Origin of the sequence: Nocardioides campestrisoli (genome assembly GCF_013624435.2) — a bacterium.
Lineage (GTDB): Bacteria > Actinomycetota > Actinomycetes > Propionibacteriales > Nocardioidaceae > Nocardioides > Nocardioides campestrisoli.
This window is the reverse complement of record NZ_CP061768.1, coordinates 38514-59895: the sequence shown is the minus strand read 5'-3', so window position 1 is coordinate 59895 and position 21382 is coordinate 38514. Positions and strand designations below refer to the sequence as shown.

Below are 21382 nucleotides of genomic sequence, written 5' to 3'. Positions count from 1 at the left end.
CCGGTCTAGACCGGCAGGGTCAGCACGAACCGGGTGCGCCCCGGCTCGGAGGTGACCGTCAGGTCCCCGTCGTGGGCCCGGGCGATCGCCCGGCTCAGCGCCAGCCCCAGGCCCGCCCCGCTCGCCTCCCGGGAGCGCGCCGCGTCGCCGCGGGTGAAGCGGCGGAAGACGTCGGGCAGCAGGGCCGGGTCGATCCCCGGCCCGTCGTCGGTCACCGTGACCAGCACCGCGCCCGGCCGGCGCTCGACCGCCGAGACGACCGTCGTCCCCGGCGGGGTGTGCCGGGTCGCGTTGGTGAGCAGGTTGGTCACCACCTGGTGCAGCCGCAGCTCGTCGCCGGTCACGCTCACCGCCTCCTCGGGCAGCTCGAGCAGCCACCGGTGGTCGGTGCCGGTGACCCGGGCGTCCTCGACGCACTCCAGCACCAGCCGGGTCACGTCCACCTCCGTGCGGGCCAGCGGGCGACCGGCGTCCAGTCGGGCCAGCAGCAGCAGGTCCTCGACCAGCGAGGTCATCCGGGCCGCCTCAGCGCGCACCTTGGTCATCGCCTGGGCCAGCGCGTCCGGGTCGCGGTCGCGCAGGCTGAGCTCGGCGTACCCGGTGATGGTGGCCAGCGGGGTACGCAGCTCGTGCGAGGCGTCGGCGACGAACTGGCGCACCTGCTGCTCGCTGCGCTGGCGCTGGGTCAGCGCCTGCTCGACGTGCCCGAGCATGGTGTTGAACGCGGTGGCGACCTCGCCGACCTCGGTGCCGGAGTCGACCAGCCGGGCCGGCACCCGCGCGGTCACCCCGATCTCCCCGGTCGCCAGGTCGGTCTCGCTGACCCGGCGCGCGGTCGCCGCGACCTCGCTCAGCGGCCGCAGCTGACGGCGTACGACGGCCACGGCGACGCCGCCCGCCACCGCCACCCCCAGCAGGCTGAACAGCACCTCCCAGCCGACCAGGCTCCGTACCGTGCCCGCGACGCTGTCGGTCGGCAGCCCGGTGGTCACCGCGACGCCGGACACGTCGCTGACCAGCACCCGGTAGTCCCCGCTGTCGGGCAGCGAGACCGTCCGCGGGTCGTCGTCCGGCGAGAGCCCCTCGAGGGCGGTCAGGTCGTCGTCGCTCAGCCCTCGCAGGGCGCCGCTCTCCTCGATCACCCAGCCCGAGCTCGCCCCGCCGGCGCTCAGCGCGGTCAGGGCGCTGAGCGTGCCGGCGTCCTGCCCACGCACCTCGGGGCCGCCGCCCGGACCCTCGTCGCCGTCCGCGGGGCCGCCGTCGCCGGGCCCCCGCCGGGGCGGCCGGCCCTCGCCCAGGGCACCCAGGCCACGGCCGTGGGCCTGGGTGAGCTTCTGGTCCAGCTCGTCGGTGAGGTGGTCGGAGATGGCGGCCGTGGTGAGCGCCGAGATCACCACGCTGACCAGCGCGACCAGCACCACCACGGTCGCAGCGAGCCGCGCGGTCAGCGAGGCCGGCCCGAGGCGGCGCAGGCGCACCCGGCTAGTCCGCGGCATCGGACCGGGTGGCCGGCTTGAGCACGTAGCCGGCGCCGCGCATGGTGTGGATCATCGGCTCCCGGCCGGCGTCGATCTTCTTGCGCAGGTAGGAGATGTAGAGCTCGACCACGTTGGACTGCCCGCCGAAGTCGTAGCTCCACACCCGGTCGAGGATCTGCGCCTTGGAGAGCACCCGCCGCGGGTTGCGCATCAGGTAGCGCAGCAGCTCGAACTCGGTGGCGGTCAGGGAGATCTCGTCGCCGCCTCGGCGTACCTCGTGGCTGTCCTCGTCGAGCTCGAGGTCGCCCACCACCAGGGTCGAGGTGCTGGCGCGCGCCGACGCGCCCGCGCGACGCAGCAGGGCCCGGACCCGGGCCACCACCTCCTCCAAGCTGAACGGCTTGGTCACGTAGTCGTCGCCGCCGGCGGTCAGTCCGGTCACCCGGTCCTCCACCGCGTCCCGCGCGGTGAGGAAGAGCACCGGCACGTGCGGCTGGCGCTGCCGGACCCGGCGCATCACCTCCAGCCCGTCGAAGTCGGGCAGCATCAGGTCGAGCACGATCGCGTCGGGGACGACCGCTCTCGCCTGCTCGACCGCCGTACGCCCGGTGTGCGCGACGCTGACCTCCCAGCCCTCGTAGCGCATCGCCATCGCCAGCAGCTCGGTCAGGTTCTTCTCGTCGTCGACGACCAGCACCCGCGGGGGCGAGCCGTCGGCGCGGGTGAGCGGGGCAGTGCTGTCAGCCACCTCTCCAGCGTCGCACCGGATCACGAGGTCGGGCCTGTCCACTGCCTGTGCTTTTCCTGTGAAGTACGGCGCCCTGCGCCCTCACAGCCGGCTCACAGGTCCCTCTCAACCGAGTGACACGCGGGGCGGCCACGGTGGGTGGCGTGCCAGCGGCACGACCTTCCCCCAGACATGCCAGAGGAGGCACCCCCGGTGCGCAAGCCGCTCAACCCCACAGTCAAGAAGTCGGTCAGGCGGGCGACCGCCCTCTCCACCCTCGCCGTGCTGGCGCTGGCCGGATGCTCGGCGCAGGCGAGCACCGGTGCCGAGGCCGGGAGCGATGAGGCGACCCCGGTCCTCGACCAGTCCGTGCTGCACGAGGTCGACGTCACGGTCGAGGAGGAGACCCTGTCGTCCGACGACTGGACCCGCGCCGACGTGACCATCGACGGCGAGGAGTACGCCGACGCGGGCGTGCGGCTGGCCGGTGGGCCGGGCGACGGTCGGCCCGGTGACCACGGACGTGCCGACGATCGCGGCGGCCCCGAGGACCACGACGGGGACCGCGACTCCGACACGGACCGCGACTCCACCGAGGCCCCGTGGCTGATCAGCCTCGACGAGTTCGTCGACGACCAGTCGCTCGACGGGATCACCGAGCTGGCGGTCGTCGGCGACGACACCGGCGACGTGCTCGGCCAGGCGGTCCGCCTGGACCTGATGGCCCAGCGCGGTGCCGGTGACGAGGTGCCAGTCGCCTCCTCCTTCTCCGTCAACGACTCCGAGGAGGAACTGCGGCTGCTGGTGCCGTTGCCCGGCGAGGAGCGCCCGGACGGCGAGGACGCCGAGGAGCTCCTGGACAAGTGGGTCGACCTCCTGGGCAACCAGGCGGGCGACCTGGTCGACCCCGACACCCTCCAGGACGACGCCGACTCGCTGCGCGAGCACCTGAGCGACGGCGACTTCGGCGACGGCCTGGGCGGACCGGGCTCGGAGACCGGTCGCGGCCCCGGCGGATCCGGCGACATGCCCTCCGGTCCGCACGGACCCGGCGGGCCCGGCTACGAGCACGGCGACGGGCACGGTGACGAGCACGGTGACGAGTTCGACGGTGACGCCGACAGGGACCACCCGGGCGACCGGCACGACCGGCAGGGAGGCGCGGACGACTCCGGCGCCGCCGCCTCCCTGAGCTGATCCCCACCAGAAGGGGACGGGGCAGAGGGTCCGGCGAGGATCCCGCAGCACGCGGGTCCTCGACCGGGCCCTCGCCCGTTCTCCCGGCAGTCGCGGGCGGCGGGCTCAGCGCAGCCGGACGACGACCTTGCCGAGCGCCTTGCGCTCCTCCAGGTCGGCCAGGGCGCGACCGAACTCCTCCAGCGGGTACGTCGCACCGACCGGCGGCTTGACGACGCCGCTGGCGAGCATCGGCTCGAGCGCCTTCCACTGCTGCTGCATGTAGCCGGGCCGGGTCATCGCGAACGCGCCCCAGCCGACGCCGCGCACGTCGACGTTGTTGAGCAGCAGCCGGTTGACCTTGACCTCGGGGATGCCCTGGCCCGCGGCGAAGCCGACGACCAGGAGGCGGCCCTGGGGCGCCAGCAGCCGCAGGGAGTCGGTGAAGGCGTCACCGCCGACCACGTCGAGCACCACGTCGACTCCGCGACCCCCGGTCAGCTCGGTCACTGCCGCGCGGAACCCGTCGAGCAGCACCGCGTCGTCCGCACCGGCCGCCAGCGCGACCTTGGACTTCTCGTCGGTGGAGACCACGGCGATCACCCGGGCGCCCATGCCCTTGGCGACCTGCACGGTGGCGGTGCCCACCCCTCCGGCGGCGCCGTGCACCAGCACGGTCTCGCCGGCCTGGAGGCCCGCGCGCTCGTCGAGGGCGAACTGGGCCGTCAGGTAGTTCATCGGCAGCGCCGCGCCCTCGTCGTACGACGTCTCCTCGGGCAGCGGGAAGACGAAGTCGGCCGGCACCACGGCCAGCTCGGCGGCCCCGCCGTGCGGCAGCACGCCGGCGACCCGCTGGCCCACGGCCAGCCCCTCGACGCCCTCACCGAGCGCGGCGACGGTGCCCGCCAGGTCGACGCCCAGGGTGAACGGCGGCTCCGGCTTGAGCTGGTACTCCCCCTTGGAGAGCAGCAGGTCGGGGAAGGAGACGCCCACGCTGTGCACCTCGACGAGGACCTGTCCGGGGCCGGCGGTGGGCTCGGCCACCTCCCGCACCTCGACGTCGGCGGGACCGGTGGGCGTGATGACCTGGAGTGCGCGCATGGACGTCACCCTAGGCGCGGGGAGCGCGGCGTGGGGACGGGCGACGCGCCACGGCACAATGTGCACAGCGCCCAGATCGGCCGCCCCGCAGCATCCCGCAGGAGAACCTCCGCACCGTGTCCGACCCCTTCATCGACCAGGTCCTCGACACCGTCGGCGACCAGGCGACCGGTCGGAGCCTGCCCCGGGCGCTGACGCCCTTCCGCACCCCCGCCTACCGGTGGCTCGCCGCGTCGGTCGCCTTCGGTGCCTTCGCCCAGGGCGTCTGGGTGATCGGCCTGGTCTGGGAGGTCTTCCGGCTGGGCGGCGGCGCGACCCAGCTGTCCCTGGTCACCGGGGCCAGCGCGGTCGGGGTGATGGTTCCGGCGCTGCTGGCCGGGGTGGTCGCCGACCGGCTGCCGCAGAAGCGGATCCTGCTCACGGTGGCCGGCGTCGAGGCGCTCGGCATGGCGCTGGTCGCCGGGCTCGCCTGGGCGGACGCCACCGGCGTCGTCCTGCTCAGCGTCGTCACCTTCGTGGTCGGGATGGCGATGGCGTTCTACTACCCGGCGTACTCGGCGATGCTCCCCTCGCTGGTCCCCGAGCAGGACCTGATGGCGGTCAACGGCTTCGAGGGCATGGTGCGCCCCACCATCGGCCAGGCGCTCGGTCCGGCCGTGGCCGGCGCGGTGATCGGGTGGATCGCCCCGTCGGCCGCCTTCACCGTGGCCGCGCTGGCGATGGTCGGCTCGCTGCTCGCATTGTCCCGGGTGCCCAGGGTCCCGGTGCGGCACGCCCTGGACGCCGAGCACGCCGGTCACCCCGTACGCAGCGCGCTCGCCGACATGGGCGAGGGGCTGCGCTACATGGTGCGCACCCCGTGGCTGCTCGCCTCGCTGCTCTTCGCCTCGCTGCTGATCCTCTCGGTGATGGGGCCGCTGGAGGTGCTGCTGCCGTTCGTGATCAAGTCCGAGCTGGGCGGGGACGCGGGCGACCACTCGCTGGTGCTCGCCTCCTTCGGGATCGGCGGCGCGGCCGGCTCGCTGGTGATGGCCTCGCGACGGATGCCCCGGCGCTACCTGACCGTGATGACCGCGCTGTGGGGGATGGCCGGGCTGCCGTTCCTGGTGGTCGCGCACGCCGACGCGGTCTGGCAGATGGTGGCGGCCGGCTTCGTGATGGGGATCTTCTTCTCCGCCCCGATGGTGATCTGGGGGACGCTGCTCCAGCGCCGGGTGCCGCCGCACCTGCTCGGCCGGGTCTCCTCGCTCGACTTCTTCGTCAGCATCTCGCTGATGCCCGTCTCGATGGCACTGGCCGGGCCCCTGGCCGAGGCGATCGGCACTCGCGCCACCTTCTACGCCGCGGCACTGAGCCCGGTGCTGATCGCGGTGGTCACGGTGCTGTGGGCGCGGCTGCCCGCCGACGAGGTGGCGCACCCGCTCGACTGAGTGCGTGCGGATCGGGTTCGTCGACGAAGAGATCGGGCACGTCGACAACAAAAGCGGGACCCTGCGCGTCACACCGGTGACAAGCCAGCAAAGCCGCGAGAGGAAACCCATGAACCCGTCACGCCCCCGCCCTGGCCCGCCCACCCGACTCGGGGTCGCACGTGCCCTGACTGCCACGACCGCGTTCGCGGCAGCCCTCTCGACCGCCGTGCTGGCCGGCCCGGCGCTCGCCGCACCCGCCGCCGGGAACGACCCCGCCTGGGAGTCCGCCTGGCCAGGCGGGGAGGTCGCCGGGGGCTCGACCTGGCTACGGGGCTCGGTGATCGACCCGGCCACCGGTGACGTGCTCACCCTCGGTCACCACAGCGTCCTGCCCGGTGAGAACCGCCTGCGCCGGGTCTCCGGGGCGACCGGCGCCACCCTCTGGGAGGTGGGGCTTCCGGGGGGCCCCGGTGAAGCGGCACTGGCCCAGGACCCGGCCGCCGGACGCACCGTCGTGGCGGGCCGGGATGCGTCCAGTGAGGCGGTGGTGGTGCACTCGGTGGCCTCCGACGGGACCCTCTCCTGGACGCGGGAGGTGGTGGGCAAGGGCTACCCGCTCGAGCTGGTCGTCGACCCGCGGACCGGCACCTCGTGCCTCTCCTCGAGGTACTGGACGGAGGGGCGGACCGCCACCTGGCACCTCACCTGCCTGGACCGATCCGGCACGACCACCCTGTCCGAGTCGTACACGCACCGTGGCCCGGGCACGCTGCCCGTGCTGGCGGTCGACCCCGACCGCCAGCGCTGGTACGTCGCGGGGATGCACCACACGAAGGGCGGTGAGCGCCTGGTCCTGCTCGCCTACGACGCGGCCGGGGGACGCGAGTGGAAGCGAGTACGCGACCGTCGCGGCGCCTACGAGTCACGTGTCTCGGCAATCACCGTCGACCCTCGGAGCCACCGGGTGCACGTCGGTGCGGCGGTGTTCCGTCCCAACCAGGGCACGAAGAACCAGGCGAAGAAGAACCTGGGCACCCTGACCACCTGGAACGCCGCCGGCAGGCTGGCGTCCGACCGCCGCTGGAGCTCCAGGCACAGCCAGGGCGTCCTGGACCTCGAGGTCGATCCGGGGAGCCACCGTCTCTTCGCCGCCACGGCCACCGCCCGCCTCGGAACCAGCCTGCGGTTGATGTCGAGCGACGGCCGGTTGAAGAAGGTGGTCCGGCACGACCGCGTCCCCGGGATTGGCACCGCCCGGCTGGCGGTCGACGCCGAACGCCGGCAGGTGCTGGTCGGGGCGCAGTCGGTGGGCGCCTACACGTGGGGAGGCAAGCGGGTCTGGCGTGACACCAGCCAGAACCGCCAGGTGAGCGACGTCGACCACGACGTCGACCGCGGTCGTCTGGTCGTCGGCTGGAAGAGCATGGACGACCTAGGCAGCCAGCGCGCGTGGGTCACGGCCTGGGAGTCCTGAGCACGGTCGGGCCTGGTGGAAGAGGTGCGCTGAGCCCGGCTCAGCGCACCTCGACCAGCCGGTCCAGCTCGAAGTGCATCGGATCGGTCCAGGACCACAGGCCGCCCCAGGCGAAGCCCCACTTCTGGAAGATCGCCACCACCCGCCGGTCGATCTTCCCGACCGTGCCCCGCTGGTTGTCCGGGACGTTGAGGTCGATCGCGATCCCGAAGGCGTGCAGCGACAGGCTCCCGGTGTCGGCGATGAACCGCGGCTGGTAGCAGCCGCCGTACTGCTCGGGGCGGATCTCGGCGGCCAACCCGCTGCGCTCGATCTCGGTCAGCGCCGCCCTCAGCTGGGGCAGCACCACCTCGTGGCAGGTGACCTCGCCCAGGATCGGCACCTCCTCGGTGCGCACGTGCTGCAGCACCCAGTCGGGGTCGGGCTCGATCGCTCCCCCCTTCAGGACCCGGTAGGTGAACGAGCCGACCGCCGCGGCCACCGAGCCGCCGGTCAGCAGCGCGGTCTGCACCCCGCTGAGGTCGGGATCGGGGCCCAGCACCGAGATGCCCACGTCGGTCGTCCCCGAGCCGGACGTGGACCCACCCAGGACCCCGGCGATCCGGGGCCGCACCACCCGGGGGGCGACCGACCCGGTGGAGACGACCAGGGCGTTGCGCTGGGGCAGCCCCAGCTCGTCGGCCCACACGTGGTCGACCACCACGTCGACCTGCGGCACCTGGTCGACGACCGCGACCACGGGCAGCTCGGTGGCGTCGGCGTCGTTGCCCAGCTGCAGCGTCGACCGGTCCGCGACCAGGTCGCGCAGGCTCCGGTCCACCGCGAGGCCGCCGTCGAAGACCGCCCGCCACACGCGGGCGTCGTACGCCGTGGTGCGCGGGGTCAGCCGGCGGTAGGAGGCGGGGTCGACCGCGGCCACGGTCAGCACCCTGTTCTCCACGCTCACCTGGGCCAGTCGCATCGGCTCGACGTGCTCGACTCCGGGCAGCGCCCGGACCGCGCGCAGCTGCTCGCGGGTGAGTGGCCGGGTGCGCTGCACCAGCAGGTCGGCGGGGAGCAGCGGGGCGGTCAGCGGCCCCGGTGCCCGGCCGTGCCCGGTTGCCGTGGCGGTCGGGGTGGCGGTCGGCTGCGGGGACGGCGCCAGGCTCGCGGTGGGCAGGGTGGACGGCTCGTCGGCCGACGTCGTCGGGGACGGTGCCGGGTCCTCGCCCCCGACCGGGGAGGCGACGGAGCAGCCGGCGGCCACCAGCACGAGCGCGACCAGCACCGGGACCAGCCACGCAGGAAGCTCCGCCCACGCCCCGGGCTCGCGGCCTCCGGCGCCCCGTCGGGGAGAGGGGGCGTCGACGTCGGAGACCGGGCTGCGGCGCACCCTTGGCACGGTACCGCCGTCCGAGCGGACTCGCTCCTCTCGCGTTAGCATCAGCTGTAACCCACATCACCTCGGGAGGGCAGATGGCAGCGGAGCCACAGCAGGTCGTCGGCGCGGAGGCCAAGCGGGGAGCCTTCTCCTCGCGCAAGGTCTTCATCCTCGCCGCCATCGGATCGGCCGTCGGACTCGGCAACATCTGGCGCTTCCCCTACGTCGCCTACGAGAACGGCGGCGGCGCGTTCGTCATCCCCTACCTGATCGCGCTGCTCACCGCGGGCATCCCGTTCCTCTTCCTCGACTACGCGATCGGGCACCGCTACCGCGGCTCCGCCCCGCTCTCCTTCGCGCGCCTGCGCCGGGGTGCGGAGGGCCTCGGCTGGTGGCAGGTCGGCATCTGCTTCATGATCGCCGTCTACTACGCCGCGGTGATCGCCTGGGCGCTGCGCTACACGGTCTTCTCGGTCGACGAGGCCTGGGGCAGCGACCCCGAGGGCTTCTTCCTGGGCGACTTCCTCCAGGTCAGCGAGCCCGGCGTGACCCTGGAGATCGTGCCCGGCGTGCTGGTGCCGATGCTGCTGGTCTGGCTGGCGGTGATCGCGATCATGGTCGCCGGCGTGCAGAAGGGGATCGGCGCCACCTCGGTGGTCTTCATCCCGGTGCTCGTGCTCGCCTTCATCGCGCTCGTCGCCCGGGCGCTCTTCCTGCCCGGTGCCACCGAGGGCCTCAACGCCTTCTTCACCCCGGACTGGGGCGCGCTCACGGAGCCGTCGGTGTGGGGCGCGGCCTTCGGCCAGATCTTCTTCTCGCTCTCCATCGGCTTCGGCATCATGATCACCTACGCCTCCTACGTGCACCGCGACACCGACATGACCGGTTCCGGCCTGGTGGTCGGCTTCGCCAACTCCAGCTTCGAGCTGCTCGCCGGCATCGGCGTCTTCGCCGCGCTCGGCTTCATGGCCCAGGCCCAGGGGGTCGAGGTCGGCGAGGTCGCGGGCGGCGGGATCGGACTCGCGTTCATCGGCTTCCCGGCGATCATCAGCGAGGCGCCGTGGGGGGCGTTCATCGGCGTCTGCTTCTTCGGCTCCCTGGTGCTGGCCGGGCTCACCTCGCTGGTCTCGGTGATCGAGGTGGTGATCTCCGCGGTCCGCGACAAGTTCGAGATGGGCCGGGTGACCGCCGCCGCGGTCGTGAGCATCCCGTGCGCCGCGCTCAGCATCGCCCTGTTCTCCAGCACCAGCGGCCTGCACGTGCTCGACATCCTCGACCACTTCATCAACCAGTTCGGGATCCTGCTGGTCGCGGTGGTCTCCATGCTGGTGGTGGCCTGGGCGCTCCGGGCGCTGCCGCTGCTGCAGAACCACCTCAACCGCAACGGCTCGTTCAAGCTCGGCACCACCTGGCGGGTGCTGATCTCGGTGGTCACCCCGATCGCTCTGGCCTACGTGCTGATCGACGGCCTGGTCACCGACATCGAGACGCCGTACGGCGGGTTCCCCGGCTGGATGCTCGGAGTCTTCGGCTGGGGGGCCGCGGGCCTGGTGCTGGTGTTCGGGTTCGTGGCCACCCTGCTGCCCTGGCGCAAGGACACGCCGATGGACGTGACGGCCGACGAGGAGGTCCAGGAGTGAACGGCGACGCGATCGTGATGATGGTGGTGGCCATGCTGATCCTGTGGGGAGGGCTGCTGGTGGCGATCATCCGCCTCACCCGGAGCCCGGACGTCCCCCGGACCGACGAGCTGCACCGGGACCTCTGACCGGCCGGACGGCCAGCCAGGAGACCGCGCCGCCGGCGACCAGCAGGCCCGCGCAGATCCAGAGCGCCTCGACGTACGCGGTGTCGAACGCGACCGGGTCGGCGTACTGGTCGCCGTGCAGCCCGACCGCGAGGGGCAGCGCGGCGACCGCGAGCAGGGAGCCGGCGCGGGCCACCGCGTTGTTGATCCCGCTGGCCACGCCGGCCTTGTCGTCGGAAGCCGCAGCGAGCACGGTGGCGGTCAGCGGGGCCACCATCAGCGCCAGCCCGAGGCCGAAGACGGTGAGGCCGGGCAGCACGTCGCGCCACCACCTGCCCTCGCCCGCACTACCGAGCATCAGGGTGCCGACGGCCATGACCAGCGGCCCGACGGTCATCGGGATCCGCGGGCCGATCCGGGCAGCCAGCGCGCCGCCCCGCGCGGCCAGCAGCAGCATGCAGACCGTGACCGGGAGGGTCGCGGCCCCGGCGGCCAGCGCGGAGTAGCCGCCGACCGTCTGCAGCTGGATCACCAGGAAGAACAGGACCGCCCCCAGGGCGGCGTACACCAGCAGCGTCATCGCGTTGGCGGCGCTGAAGTCGCGGTCGGCGAAGAGCCGCAGCGGCACCATCGGCTGCCGGGCGCGGTGCTCGAGCGCGAGGAACGCCACGCCGGTGAGCACCCCGATCCCGGAGGCCCACACCGCGTCCGCGCCGCCCACTCGATGAGCGCGTAGGTCAGGCCGCCCAGCGCCACCGAGGCGAGCACGGCGCCGGCCACGTCGAACCGCCCCGAGGCGTCCGGGTCCCGGGTCTCGGGCACCCAGCGCTGCGCCGCGAGCACGGTGAGCACAGCGAGCGGCAGGTTGACCAGGAAGATCCACCGCCAGGAGAGCTGGTCGACCAGCACCCCGCCCAGCAGCGGACCGACCGCGGTGGCGACCCCGCCGAGCCCGGACCAGGCGCCGATCGCCCGGGCCCGGTCCTCGGCGACGAACGCCCCCTGGATCATCGCCAGACTGCCGGGGGTCAGCAGCGCGCCGCCCACCCCCTGGAGCAGCCGGGCGGCGATCAGCACCTCGATCGAGGGGGCGGCCCCGCAGAGCAGCGAGGCGGCGGCGAACCAGACGGTGCCGACCACGAAGACGCGTCGCCGGCCGAACCGGTCCCCCAGCGAGCCGCCGAGCAGGACCAGCCCGGCCAGGGTGAGCAGGTAGCCGTTGGTCACCCACTGCAGCTGGGCCAGGCTGGCCCCCAGGTCGCGGCCGATGGCCGGCAGCGCCACGTTGACCACGGTGCCGTCGAGCAGGGTCAGCCCCGAGCCCAGGACCGCGGCCGCGAGCACGCCGCGTCCGCCGGGGGTCGCCTAGCGGACGGCGGCGGCCTCGGGCACGAGCCCCTCAGGCGTTCTCGCGCCGGAAGGTCGCGGTGCCCCACCACATGGCCAGCGCGCAGAGCACGACCGACCAGCCGACACCCCAGGCCAGGCCCGAGGAGGCGAGGTCCCCGGCGAAGGTGTCCCGCACCCCGGTGACGACCCACTTGAACGGCATGAAGTCGCTCAGTCGCTGGAGCCAGGCGGCGCCGAGGGTCATCGGCAGCAGGATCCCGCTGAGCAGCAGCACCGGCATCATCACCATGTTGATCAGCGGGGCCATCACGTCCTCGCTCTTGGTGGCCAGCGCCAGCGCGTTGGACGCCGCCGCGCAGGCGGCCCCGATCATCAGGGTCAGCGCGATGCCGAGCACCACGCCGCCGACCGGCGCGCGCATCCCCATGGCGTAGCCCAGCCCGACCAGGATCAGCGCCTGGACCAGGAACTGCAGCAGGTCGCGCATCAGCCGTCCGACCAGCAGCGCCGACCGGTTGGCCGGGGTGACCCGCTCGGCCTCGATCACCCCTTCCCGCCACTCCGCGATCAGGCCGAAGCCGGCGAAGAACGCCCCGAACATCCCCAGCTGCACGAGCAGGCCGGGCACCAGGAAGGTGTACGCGTTGTCCGGGGCGCCGGGGAACTGCCCGACGATCGGCTTGAGCAGCGGCCCGAAGAGCACCAGGTAGAGGATCGGCTGCATCACCCCGATCACCACCCAGGCCGGGTTGCGCAGGTTCATCCGCAGCTGGCGGCGGAAGACGATGGTGGAGTCGCGGAAGAAGGAGGTCATCGGTCTGCTCCCTGCAGGCTGGTGGCGGCCCCCACGACCGGGGCGGTCTCGAGCGGCTCCGGCTCCCCGACGCCGTCCGGCTCCTGCGGACGGGCCTCGGCGTCGCGCAGCGAACGCCCGGTGAGGCTGAGGAAGACGTCGTCCAGCGTCGGCCGCTGCACCTCGATCGAGTCCAGCAGGACGCCGGCTCCGTCCAGGTCGCGCAGCAGCCCGGGGACCGCACGCCCCGCGCGGCCCACCCGGCCGCTCACCCGGCGACCGTCCACCTGGACCGACGCGGCGACCGAGGCGAGCTTGTCGCGCGCGACGGCCACGTGCTCGTCGGCGGCCAGCTCGAGGTCGACCAGGTCGCCCGCGACCTGGGCCTTGAGGTTGTCGGCGGTGTCGCTGGCCACGATCCGCCCCTGGTCGATGATCACGATCCGGTCCGAGAGGGCGTCCGCCTCGTCCAGGTAGTGGGTGGTGAGGAAGACCGTCGCCCCGCGCCGCTCGCGCAGGCCGGCGATGTGCTCCCACAGGTTGGCCCGGGCCTGCGGGTCGAGCCCGGTGGTGGGCTCGTCCAGGAAGACCAGGGTCGGGTCGTGGACCAGCCCCATGGCGATGTCGAGCCGGCGCTTCTGCCCGCCGGACATGTTCCGCGGCCGGCGCTTCCACAGGCCGGGCAGGTCGAGCTGCTCGAAGAGCTCCTGGCCCCGGGCGGTCGCGTCCCGGCGCGACATCCCGTAGAGCATCCCGTGGTCGACCACCTCGTCGCCGGCCTGCGCGCCGGAGAAGGTGGAGCCGACCTGGGAGACGTAGCCGATACTGCGGCGCACCTGCTCGGACTGGGTGACCACGTCGTACCCCGCCACCCGGGCCGAGCCGGCCGTGGGTCGCAGCAGCGTGGTGAGCATCCGCAGCGTGGTGGTCTTGCCGGCGCCGTTGGGGCCGAGGAACCCGACCACCTCGCCCTCGGCGACGTCCAGGTCGACGCCGTCGACTGCGCGCACCTCGGTCTTCTTCTTCCCCTGTCCGGTGTGAAAAGTCTGCACGAGTCCCCGGGCCTCGATCATCTGTCCTCCCTCGTCCCTGTCTGTTCAAACTTGAACAGACGATCTATCGTCCTCCTCGGCCCACCGCCCGTCAACCGGTTTCCGCAGGAGTCGGCTAGCCCCAGGTGACGGCGGCCGGCGCCCAGGACCAGTCGGCCGGGTCCGGCTGCGCCTCGGTGCCGCGGTTCCACAGGGTGAGGTAGACCGCCACCGCCGACCCGCGCACCCGGACGTCGGCACCGGCGACCTCGGCGGACCCCGCCGGCACCCGGGTGGTGACCGGCTGCCCGGGCCCCAGCTCGACCAGCCAGGCGCCGGGAAGGTCGAGCGACTCCACCCCCACGGTCACCGGCTCGGCCGGCCGCAGCCCGGTCCGGGGCCGCGGGAGGTAGCCGGCGAGCATCTCGTCGATCCCGTCGAGCGCCACTGCCGGCTCGATCCACGTCTCGGCCGCGGTGGGCGCGCGACCCAGGCAGGCCGCCAGCGCGTCGACCGCGTGGATGGTGGTCTCGTGGCACTGCCGGCGGGCCCAGAAGTCGCGGGGCCGGCCGGCGTCGGCGAGGAAGATCCGGGCCCGCGCCGCCTCGTCGTCGCGCTCCCCTGCAGCGGCGACCGCGGCGGCCACCTCGATCGCGCCGTCGCGCAGCCACTCCAGCGGGTCCGGGGCGTCGATGCCCTCCTGCTCCCAGCGGGCCACCTCGTCGCCGTCGTCGTCCGGAGCACCCCCCGGCGGCCGGGTCAGCTGGGCCGAGGCCCACCGGTGCACCATCCCCTGGTGGGCCACCAGTCGGCGCACCGTCCAGTCGGGAGCGGTGGGCACCGGGGCACGCATCCCGGCGCGGTCGCCGTACCGGACGAACGCGAGCATCGCCTGCCGCAGCCCCTCGAGGTGGTCCCGCCAGTCCAGGACCTCCCGGGCGCCCTCGTGAGTGCTCATGGCGCCCACGATGGCAGGTCAGCGGCCCAGGAGCGCGCGATATTTCTCCCGGTCGGCCTGCATCTGCCAGCCCTCATCGTCCGCGGGCGGAGCCCAGTCCCACTGGTCCGGCGCGATCCGCAGGGCACCCGACTCCAGGTCTGCGAGCACGCCGCGCAGCCACAGCAGCTCGGCGATCGCCAGCTCGCGCCACAGCACCAGCCCGCGGCGCGCGTGCGGCGGCCCGGCGTACGGGGAGTGCTGGTCGCCCGCGAGCGCCTCGACCTGGCCCTCCAGCCCGGCCGCCCGGGTACGCAGGGCCCCGACCGCCGTGGCGGTGCCGAGGTTGGAGAGCATCCCGAAGGCCGCCTGGAAAGCCACCCGGTCGTGCAGGTCGACCCGCTCCAGCGCCTCGACCTGGAGCCGTTGCAGCTCGGCGCGACCCGCGTCGGTGATCTCGTAGACGGCGACCTCGCGGGCCCCGTCGAGCAGGTCGGTGCGGACCAGCAGCTCCTGGCGGGTCAGCGTGGCGAGGCCGTGGTAGATCGAGCCGGGGTTGACGTGGGCCCACTCGTCCACGTGCCAGGAGAGCAGCTCGCGGCGGATCTGGTAGCCGTTGACTGGCGCGAACATCGAGACCGCTCCCAGGAGCAGCATCCGCGTCTCGTGCCCGGCCATGGCGTCATCGTAGGTGCGGGGTGGCGCGCTGTGGTGTCATGGCTCGCATGGACCACCCCCTCGGCATCGACTTCGGCGGCACCGGCATCAAGGGCGCGCCCGTGGACCTGGCGGCGGGCGACTTCGCCCAGAAGAAGGTGAAGATCGACACCCCGCGCCCGGCCACCCCGACCGCGGTGGCCGGGGTCTTCCGCGAGCTCGTGGCCGACTTCCCGCGCTCCGCGGCGGCGGTCGGGATCACCGTGCCTGGCGTGATGAAGCGCGGGGTGGTGCACTCCGCGCCCAACATCGACCCGGCGTGGATCGGCACCGACGCCGACGCGCTCTTCACCGAGGCGCTCGGTCGCGAGGTGCACCTGATCAACGACGCGGACGCCGCCGGCCTGGCCGAGGTGGAGTACGGGGCCGCCCGCGGCCGCCGCGGCCTGGTCATCGTCACCACCCTGGGCACCGGCATCGGGTCGGCCCTGGTGCACGACGGCGTGCTGGTGCCCAACTCCGAGCTGGGCCACGTGCAGATCGACGGCCGGGTCGCCGAGCAGCACGCGGCCAACAGCATCCGCGAGCGCGACGACCTCTCCTGGCCGGAGTGGGCCGAGCGGCTGACCGTCTACTACCGGACCCTGGAGCGGCTCTTCACCCCCGAGCTGTTCGTGGTGGGCGGCGGGGTCAGCCAGCAGAGCGAGGAGTTCCTGCCGCTGATCGAGATCGAGACCGAGATCGTGCCGGCGACCCTGCGCAACCGCGCCGGGATCATCGGCGCGGCGCTGGCGGCCAGCCGGGCCGCCTCCTAGCCAGTGGGCACCTCAGCGGGCGCCTCCGTGGCGGCGAGGTCTCGCTTCCAGACCCGGAACTCCTCCTCGGAGCCGCCGCGTCGCCAGTAGCCGGAGATCGACACCTGGTCGCGGGTCAGGCCGCGCTCGCCGAGCAGCCACGGGCGCAGGCCGCGCATCACCGTCTCGGCCTCCCCGTGCACGAACGCCTGGACCCGGCCGGGCAGCCACTCCAGCCGACGTACGGCGTCCAGCAACGAGCCGTCGCCACGGTGGACGAAGCTCACCTGCGTCCCGGCCGTCCCGCGCAGGGCCGGCTCGCCGTCCGGGCCGTCGACCTCCAGCAGCACCCGCACGACCGCGTCCGGCGACCGCTCGGCGAGGTCGGCCAGCGCGGCGGTGATCGCCGGCAGCGCCGACTCGTCGCCGACCAGCAGGTGCCAGTCGGCCGTCGGGTCGGGGCGGTACCCGCCGCCCGGGCCACGCGCCTCCAGCTCGTCGCCCGGCTGCGCCGCCGCGGCCCACGGACCGGCGACGCCCTGGTCGCCGTGCAGGACGAAGTCGATGGCCAGCGTCCCGGCCTCGACGTCGGGGAAGAGCGCGGTGTAGGTGCGCACGCTCTCGCCCAGCACGAGCTTGACGTAGCGGTCGGTGTGGTCGCTGCCGAGGAACGCCGACAGGTCGTCGCTGCGGAACCAGACCCGGCGCACGGTCGGGGTGAGGTCCTCGGTCCCGGTGACCAGCAGCCGGGTCGCGGCGGGCCGGTCCCGGGTCGGTCGCGCTCTGCCGGGTCGGTCGGGGGCGGCAGAGGTGGGTCCAGGCGGCACGGTGCTCCTTCGACGGGCGATCGGGGACCCCCGGTGTGACCCGGGACTCGGGCAAATATTAACTTAGCCTTACCTAACTCAATCTCTCGGAACGAACGGAACCACCACACCATGCTGCTGAACCACCGCCGCCTCGCCACCCTCGCGACCCTCCCGCTGCTGGGGCTGGCCCTCACCGCCTGCGGGGACGACGCGGAGGCGGACGACGCCGCCGCCGCGGGCGAGACCATCACCGTGACCGACGCGCTGGGCGAGGAGGAGGTGCCGCTGAACCCCGAGAGCGTCGTGGTCTTCGACATGGGCGTCCTCGACACCCTCGACACCCTGGGCGTCGACGCCGTCACCGGCGTGGCCAAGGGCGGCGCGATCCCGTCGTACCTGACGAAGTACGAGAGCGACGAGTACGTCACGGTCGGCGACCTGTTCGAGCCCGACCTCGAGGCGATCCCGCAGACCGAGCCCGACCTGATCATCGTCGGCGGCCGCTCGGCCCCCATGCACGACACGCTCGAGGACACCTTCGACGGCGTCCCGGTGCTCGACCTCTCCGTCGACTCCGGCGACTACCTGGACAGCACCCGGGAGAACGTCGAGACCCTGGCCAGCATCTTCGAGAAGACCGACGAGGCCGCCGACATCCTCGCGGGGTACGACGAGCGGATCGCCGCGGTGGCCGAGCAGGCCGACGGGGCCGGCAAGGCGCTGGTCCTGCTGACCAGCGGCGGCGAGGTCACCGCCTACAGCGTGAACTCGCGCTTCGGGTTCCTGCACGACGTCTTCGGCGTCGAGGCCGCCACCGGCGAGCTCGGCGACGAGGAGTCGCGTCACGGCGAGGCGGTCTCCTTCGAGTTCGTCCGCGAGGCGAACCCCGACCTGCTCTACGTGGTCGACCGCGACGCCGCGATCGGCGAGGAGGGCAAGTCGGCCGAGGAGATCCTCGACAACCAGCTGGTCCGCGCCACGTCGGCCTGGAAGAACGACAAGGTCACCTACGTCGACGCCGAGGCCTGGTACATCGTCACCGGCGGCCTGACCTCGCTCGGCACCCTGATCGACGACGTCGAGGCCGGCCTCTCCTGAGCGGGACCGCCACCTCGACGCGCGCGGAGCGCACGCGTCGCCCCACCCCGCCGGCCGCCCTGGCCGGCGGGGTGGTCGTGCTCCTGCTGCTCGCCGCGGTGAGCATGTCGGTGGGCGTCGCCGACGCCTCCTGGGAGGTCGTCCTGGTCTCCCGGCTGCCGCGGACCGTCTCCCTGGTGCTGGCCGGGGCCGCGCTCGCGGTCTGCGGGCTGCTCATGCAGCTGCTGGTGCGCAACCGGTTCGTCGAGCCCTCCACGGTCGGCACCACCGAGGCCGCCGGCCTGGGTCTGGTGGCGATCACGCTGCTGGCGCCGGGAGCCCCGCTGATGGCCAAGATGGGCACGGCCGCGCTCTTCGCGCTGGTCGGCACCTGGCTCTTCCTGCGGGTGGTGCGGCTGATGCCGGTGCGCGAGACGATCCTGGTGCCGCTGATCGGGCTGATGCTCGGCGGCGTGATCGGGGCGTTCACCACCTTCCTGGCCTTCCACAACGACCTGCTCCAGACCCTCAACAGCTGGATGACCGGCGACTTCTCCGGGGTGCTCCGGGGCCGCTACGAGCTCCTCTGGCTGGTCGCGGCGCTCGTCGTGGTCGCCTTCCTGGCCGCCGACCGGTTCACCGTCGCCGGGATGGGCGAGACCTTCTCCACCAACGCCGGGATCAACCACCGCGCCGTCCTGGCGATCGGGCTGAGCATCGTCTCCCTGGTCAGCGCAGTCGTCGTGGTCACGGTCGGGGTGATCCCCTTCCTCGGCCTGGTGGTGCCCAACGTGGTGAGCGCGATGGTCGGCGACAACGCCCGCCGCGGGCTGCCCTGGGTCGCCGTCCTGGGCTCCGGGCTGGTGCTCGCCTGCGACATCCTGGGCCGGCTGATCCGCTACCCCTACGAGATCCCGGTCGGGACCGTGATGGGCGTGCTGGGCGCCGCGTTCTTCCTGTTCCTGCTGCTGCGGAAGGCCCCTCGTGTCGACTGACGTCCAGCCCCTGCCCGGCGCGCCGGTCGCCCGCCCTCGGCGCGCCCTCCCCCCGTGGACCCGGGTCGGTCTGGCCGCCGTGGTCGCGGTAGCGGTCGTCGCCGGCTTCCTGCTCGCCGACACCGGTGGGTACGCCGAGATCGTGGTGCCGCTGCGGATCCGGCGGCTGGTCGCGCTGGTCCTGGTCGGCTGGGCGATCGCCCTGTCCACCGTGCTCTTCCAGACCGTCACCGGCAACCGCATCCTCACCCCGGCGCTGATGGGCTTCGACGCGCTCTACGTGCTGGTGCAGACCGTGGTGGTCTTCTTCTTCTCCGCCCAGCTCTTCCGCGACACCGATCCGCGCCTGCAGTTCGCGCTGGAGACGCTGCTGATGCTCGTCTTCGCGCTGACGCTCTTCCGCTGGCTCTTCACCTCGGGCCGCTACCCGCTGCACGTGCTGATCCTGGTCGGGATGGTCTTCGCCACCCTGTTCCGCAGCATCGCGGGCTTCCTGCAGCGGCTGATCGACCCCAGCGAGTTCCAGGTCCTGCAGAACCTGATGTTCGCCTCGTTCACCACCGTCGACGAGGACCTGGTGTGGGTGACCGCGGCGGTGGTCGCGGTGGCGACCCTGATCGTCGTCCGCCGGCTGCGGGTCTACGACGTGCTGGCCCTGGGCGCCCCAACCGCCACCAGCCTCGGGGTCGACCACCGCCGGGAGACCACCCGGGTGCTCGCCCTGGTCGCCGTCCTGGTCTCGGTCTCCACCGCCCTGGTCGGGCCGATCACCTTCTTCGGGCTGCTGGTCGCCCACCTCGCCTACCTGCTCGCCGGCACCCACCGGCACGCCGTCGTGCTCCCGCTGGCTGGCCTCTCCGCGGTCATCTGCCTGGTCGGCGGGCAGTTCGTGCTGGAGCGGCTGCTCGACGTCACCACCACCCTGTCGGTCGTCATCGAGCTCGTCGGCGGCCTCACCTTCATCGCCCTGCTGATCCACCGCGCCCGGAGGAACCTCGCATGACCACCACCCACCCGGCCACCGGCACCCACGACCCCGCCGGCAGCGGCATCGGCACGGACGCCTGCACCGGCCTGCCCCGCCCCGGGATCCGGGCCGAGGGCGTGACCAAGCGCTACGGCCGCCAGGTGGTCGTCGACGACGTCGAGCTCGACCTCCCGCTGGGTGGTGTCACCGCACTGATCGGCCCGAACGGCGCCGGCAAGTCGACCCTGCTCTCCATCGCCGGGCGACTGCAGAGCGCGGACGCCGGCCGGGTCACCGTCACCGGTCTCGACGTGGCCACCGCGCCCGGCGAGGAGCTGGCCCGGCGGATGGCGGTGCTGCGCCAGGAGAACCACCTCGACATCCGGCTGACCGTGCGCGACCTGGTCACCTTCGGGCGCTACCCGCACTCCAAGGGGCGGCCCGGCCCCGACGACCTGGCCCACGTCGAGAAGGCGCTGGAGTACCTCGACCTCACCCAGTACGCCGACCGGTTCCTCGACCAGCTCTCCGGCGGCCAGCGGCAGCGGGCGTTCGTGGCGATGGTGCTGTGCCAGGACACCGACGTGGTGCTGCTCGACGAGCCGCTCAACAACCTCGACCTGCGGCACGCGGTGGCGATGATGGGCCGGCTGCGCGACGCCGCCCGCGAGCTGGACCGGACGATCGTGGTCGTCGTCCACGACCTCAACGTCGCCTCCTGCTACGCCGACACCATCGTGGCGATGCGCGACGGCAAGGTGGTGGCCTGCGGCCCGCCGGCCGAGATCATGCGGCCCGACTTGCTGGAGGAGATCTACGGGCTGCCGGTCGCGGTGCACGAGATCGACGGCCAGCTGATCGCGACGTACTACCGCTAGACACCGCTAGACAGCACCAGAGACCGCCAGGCCCGGCCGCTCCCGGCCGGAGAGGCCGAGCTACCGGAGGTCGCCCTCCGCGGCGGCGGTGTCCGGCTCCGGCTCCTGCTCGATCACGGCGTCGAGCGCGGCGAGCACGCCGCGCAGGTAGCGCTCGACCACCTCGCGCTCCTGCGCGGAGAAGCCCCGGTCCAGCTCGTCCAGGGCGGTGAACATCGGCCGCAGGTGGCCGGAGGCCTCCCGACGCCCCGACTCGGTGACGTGCACCTCGGTGCGCCGGCGGTCCCCGGCGTGGGGCCGCCGCTCCGCGTGACCGCGGGCGACCAGCCGGTCCACGATCCCGGTGGAGGCGGCGGTGGAGACGTCGAGACGGCGGGCCACCTCGGCGGGCCCCAGGGGCTCGCGGCTCAGGTGCGCCATCGCCTCCAGCTCGCGGTCGCTCAGGCCCGCGCGGTTGGCCACGGCGTGGTGCAGTCGCAGGGTCCGGTCCAGGACTGCGCGCAGGGCCAGCAGGCTGCCGGTCTGGTCCCACCCGGGAGCGCGTTCCGATGCTCTCGTGTCGCTGGCGTCGCTCACCAAGAACCTCCCTCCACCTTCCCCGGCCGAGCCTCGGGCGGCC

General features: G+C 73.3%; 22 protein-coding genes. 10 read left to right on the top strand and 12 right to left on the bottom strand.

Going from position 1 to position 21382, the window contains the following annotated elements; translation table 11 throughout:
• Window positions 1–5: 5 nt before the first annotated feature.
• Together H8838_RS00290 and H8838_RS00285 are read right to left on the bottom strand one after the other, a co-directional pair.
• Window positions 6–1478, bottom strand: a complete 1473-nt coding sequence (locus H8838_RS00290) for a sensor histidine kinase (RefSeq protein ID WP_224766289.1) — start codon at window positions 1476–1478, stop codon at window positions 6–8.
• Between the two features lie 4 nt (window positions 1479–1482).
• On the bottom strand, window positions 1483–2226 hold the full coding sequence (locus H8838_RS00285) for a response regulator transcription factor (RefSeq protein ID WP_185995525.1): 744 nt from the start codon (window positions 2224–2226) through the stop codon (window positions 1483–1485).
• Window positions 2227–2418: 192 nt separating this feature from the next.
• Here H8838_RS00285 and H8838_RS00280 point away from each other — a divergent pair, with 192 nt between their 5' ends.
• Window positions 2419–3402 carry a CotH family protein gene (locus tag H8838_RS00280; protein WP_181310058.1) on the top strand — a complete coding sequence of 328 codons (984 nt, stop codon included), beginning with the start codon at window positions 2419–2421 and terminating at the stop codon, window positions 3400–3402.
• 105 nt (window positions 3403–3507) lie between these two features.
• On the opposite strand, the gene H8838_RS00275 is transcribed toward H8838_RS00280, so the two are convergent.
• The gene (locus H8838_RS00275; RefSeq protein ID WP_181310059.1) at window positions 3508–4482 is read right to left on the bottom strand and encodes an NADPH:quinone oxidoreductase family protein; all 975 of its coding nucleotides are present in this window, start codon (window positions 4480–4482) and stop codon (window positions 3508–3510) included.
• Between the two features lie 116 nt (window positions 4483–4598).
• Here H8838_RS00275 and H8838_RS00270 point away from each other — a divergent pair, with 116 nt between their 5' ends.
• Both H8838_RS00270 and H8838_RS00265 read left to right on the top strand, forming a co-directional pair.
• Window positions 4599–5912, top strand: a complete 1314-nt coding sequence (locus tag H8838_RS00270) for an MFS transporter (protein ID WP_224766288.1) — start codon at window positions 4599–4601, stop codon at window positions 5910–5912.
• 109 nt (window positions 5913–6021) lie between these two features.
• Window positions 6022–7368: a hypothetical protein gene (locus tag H8838_RS00265; protein WP_185995526.1), complete on the top strand. Its 1347-nt coding sequence runs from the start codon at window positions 6022–6024 to the stop codon at window positions 7366–7368.
• A gap of 40 nt (window positions 7369–7408) precedes the next feature.
• Here H8838_RS00265 and H8838_RS00260 read toward each other — a convergent pair whose 3' ends face one another.
• Window positions 7409–8740 (bottom strand): M15 family metallopeptidase, encoded by a 1332-nt coding sequence (locus H8838_RS00260; protein WP_185995527.1) that lies wholly within the window; start codon window positions 8738–8740, stop codon window positions 7409–7411.
• 83 nt (window positions 8741–8823) lie between these two features.
• On the opposite strand from H8838_RS00260, the gene H8838_RS00255 reads away from it, so the two are divergent.
• Window positions 8824–10368, top strand: coding sequence for a sodium-dependent transporter (locus H8838_RS00255; RefSeq protein ID WP_185995528.1), 1545 nt, complete (start codon window positions 8824–8826; stop codon window positions 10366–10368).
• A complete protein-coding gene (locus H8838_RS00250; protein WP_181310063.1) occupies window positions 10365–10496 on the top strand; it encodes a methionine/alanine import family NSS transporter small subunit in 132 nt (43 codons plus the stop codon). Before H8838_RS00255 ends, H8838_RS00250 begins: the two co-directional genes overlap by 4 nt.
• Here the strand turns inward: H8838_RS00250 and H8838_RS20150 are convergent.
• The 6 genes from H8838_RS20150 to H8838_RS00225 all read right to left on the bottom strand — a co-directional run bounded on the left by H8838_RS20150 (window position 10444) and on the right by H8838_RS00225 (window position 15264).
• The gene (locus H8838_RS20150; RefSeq protein ID WP_263458199.1) at window positions 10444–11145 is read right to left on the bottom strand and encodes an MFS transporter; all 702 of its coding nucleotides are present in this window, start codon (window positions 11143–11145) and stop codon (window positions 10444–10446) included. The two genes, H8838_RS00250 and H8838_RS20150, sit on opposite strands and share 53 nt — an antisense overlap.
• Window positions 11052–11819 carry an MFS transporter gene (locus tag H8838_RS20145; RefSeq protein WP_263458198.1) on the bottom strand — a complete coding sequence of 256 codons (768 nt, stop codon included), beginning with the start codon at window positions 11817–11819 and terminating at the stop codon, window positions 11052–11054. Before H8838_RS20145 ends, H8838_RS20150 begins: the two co-directional genes overlap by 94 nt.
• Window positions 11820–11874: 55 nt before the next feature.
• Window positions 11875–12639, bottom strand: coding sequence for an ABC transporter permease (locus tag H8838_RS00240; RefSeq protein WP_185995529.1), 765 nt, complete (start codon window positions 12637–12639; stop codon window positions 11875–11877).
• Window positions 12636–13691 carry an ATP-binding cassette domain-containing protein gene (locus H8838_RS00235; RefSeq protein WP_185995530.1) on the bottom strand — a complete coding sequence of 352 codons (1056 nt, stop codon included), beginning with the start codon at window positions 13689–13691 and terminating at the stop codon, window positions 12636–12638. The genes H8838_RS00240 and H8838_RS00235 overlap by 4 nt, the downstream gene beginning before the upstream one ends.
• Before the next feature lie 94 nt (window positions 13692–13785).
• Window positions 13786–14607, bottom strand: a complete 822-nt coding sequence (locus H8838_RS00230; RefSeq protein WP_185995531.1) for a maleylpyruvate isomerase N-terminal domain-containing protein — start codon at window positions 14605–14607, stop codon at window positions 13786–13788.
• Between the two features lie 18 nt (window positions 14608–14625).
• Window positions 14626–15264 (bottom strand): PadR family transcriptional regulator, encoded by a 639-nt coding sequence (locus tag H8838_RS00225; protein WP_181310068.1) that lies wholly within the window; start codon window positions 15262–15264, stop codon window positions 14626–14628.
• 47 nt (window positions 15265–15311) lie between these two features.
• Here H8838_RS00225 and ppgK point away from each other — a divergent pair, with 47 nt between their 5' ends.
• Window positions 15312–16058 (top strand): polyphosphate--glucose phosphotransferase, encoded by a 747-nt coding sequence (gene ppgK / locus H8838_RS00220; RefSeq protein ID WP_224766287.1) that lies wholly within the window; start codon window positions 15312–15314, stop codon window positions 16056–16058.
• Here the strand turns inward: ppgK and H8838_RS00215 are convergent.
• Window positions 16055–16864, bottom strand: a complete 810-nt coding sequence (locus H8838_RS00215) for a siderophore-interacting protein (RefSeq protein WP_185995532.1) — start codon at window positions 16862–16864, stop codon at window positions 16055–16057. The genes ppgK and H8838_RS00215 overlap by 4 nt on opposite strands.
• Window positions 16865–16975: 111 nt before the next feature.
• Between H8838_RS00215 and H8838_RS00210 the strand changes: the two genes are divergently transcribed.
• From H8838_RS00210 to H8838_RS00195, 4 genes are all read left to right on the top strand, one after another.
• On the top strand, window positions 16976–17944 hold the full coding sequence (locus tag H8838_RS00210) for a siderophore ABC transporter substrate-binding protein (RefSeq protein WP_185995533.1): 969 nt from the start codon (window positions 16976–16978) through the stop codon (window positions 17942–17944).
• Window positions 17945–18021: 77 nt separating this feature from the next.
• Window positions 18022–18918, top strand: a complete 897-nt coding sequence (locus H8838_RS00205) for an ABC transporter permease (RefSeq protein WP_224766286.1) — start codon at window positions 18022–18024, stop codon at window positions 18916–18918.
• Window positions 18908–19921 carry an iron chelate uptake ABC transporter family permease subunit gene (locus H8838_RS00200; protein ID WP_224766285.1) on the top strand — a complete coding sequence of 338 codons (1014 nt, stop codon included), beginning with the start codon at window positions 18908–18910 and terminating at the stop codon, window positions 19919–19921. The genes H8838_RS00205 and H8838_RS00200 overlap by 11 nt, the downstream gene beginning before the upstream one ends.
• A complete protein-coding gene (locus H8838_RS00195) occupies window positions 19918–20763 on the top strand; it encodes an iron ABC transporter ATP-binding protein (protein WP_185995534.1) in 846 nt (281 codons plus the stop codon). The genes H8838_RS00200 and H8838_RS00195 overlap by 4 nt, the downstream gene beginning before the upstream one ends.
• A 60-nt stretch (window positions 20764–20823) precedes the next feature.
• Here H8838_RS00195 and H8838_RS00190 read toward each other — a convergent pair whose 3' ends face one another.
• Window positions 20824–21339, bottom strand: a complete 516-nt coding sequence (locus H8838_RS00190; RefSeq protein ID WP_185995535.1) for a MarR family winged helix-turn-helix transcriptional regulator — start codon at window positions 21337–21339, stop codon at window positions 20824–20826.
• Window positions 21340–21382: the final 43 nt, after the last annotated feature.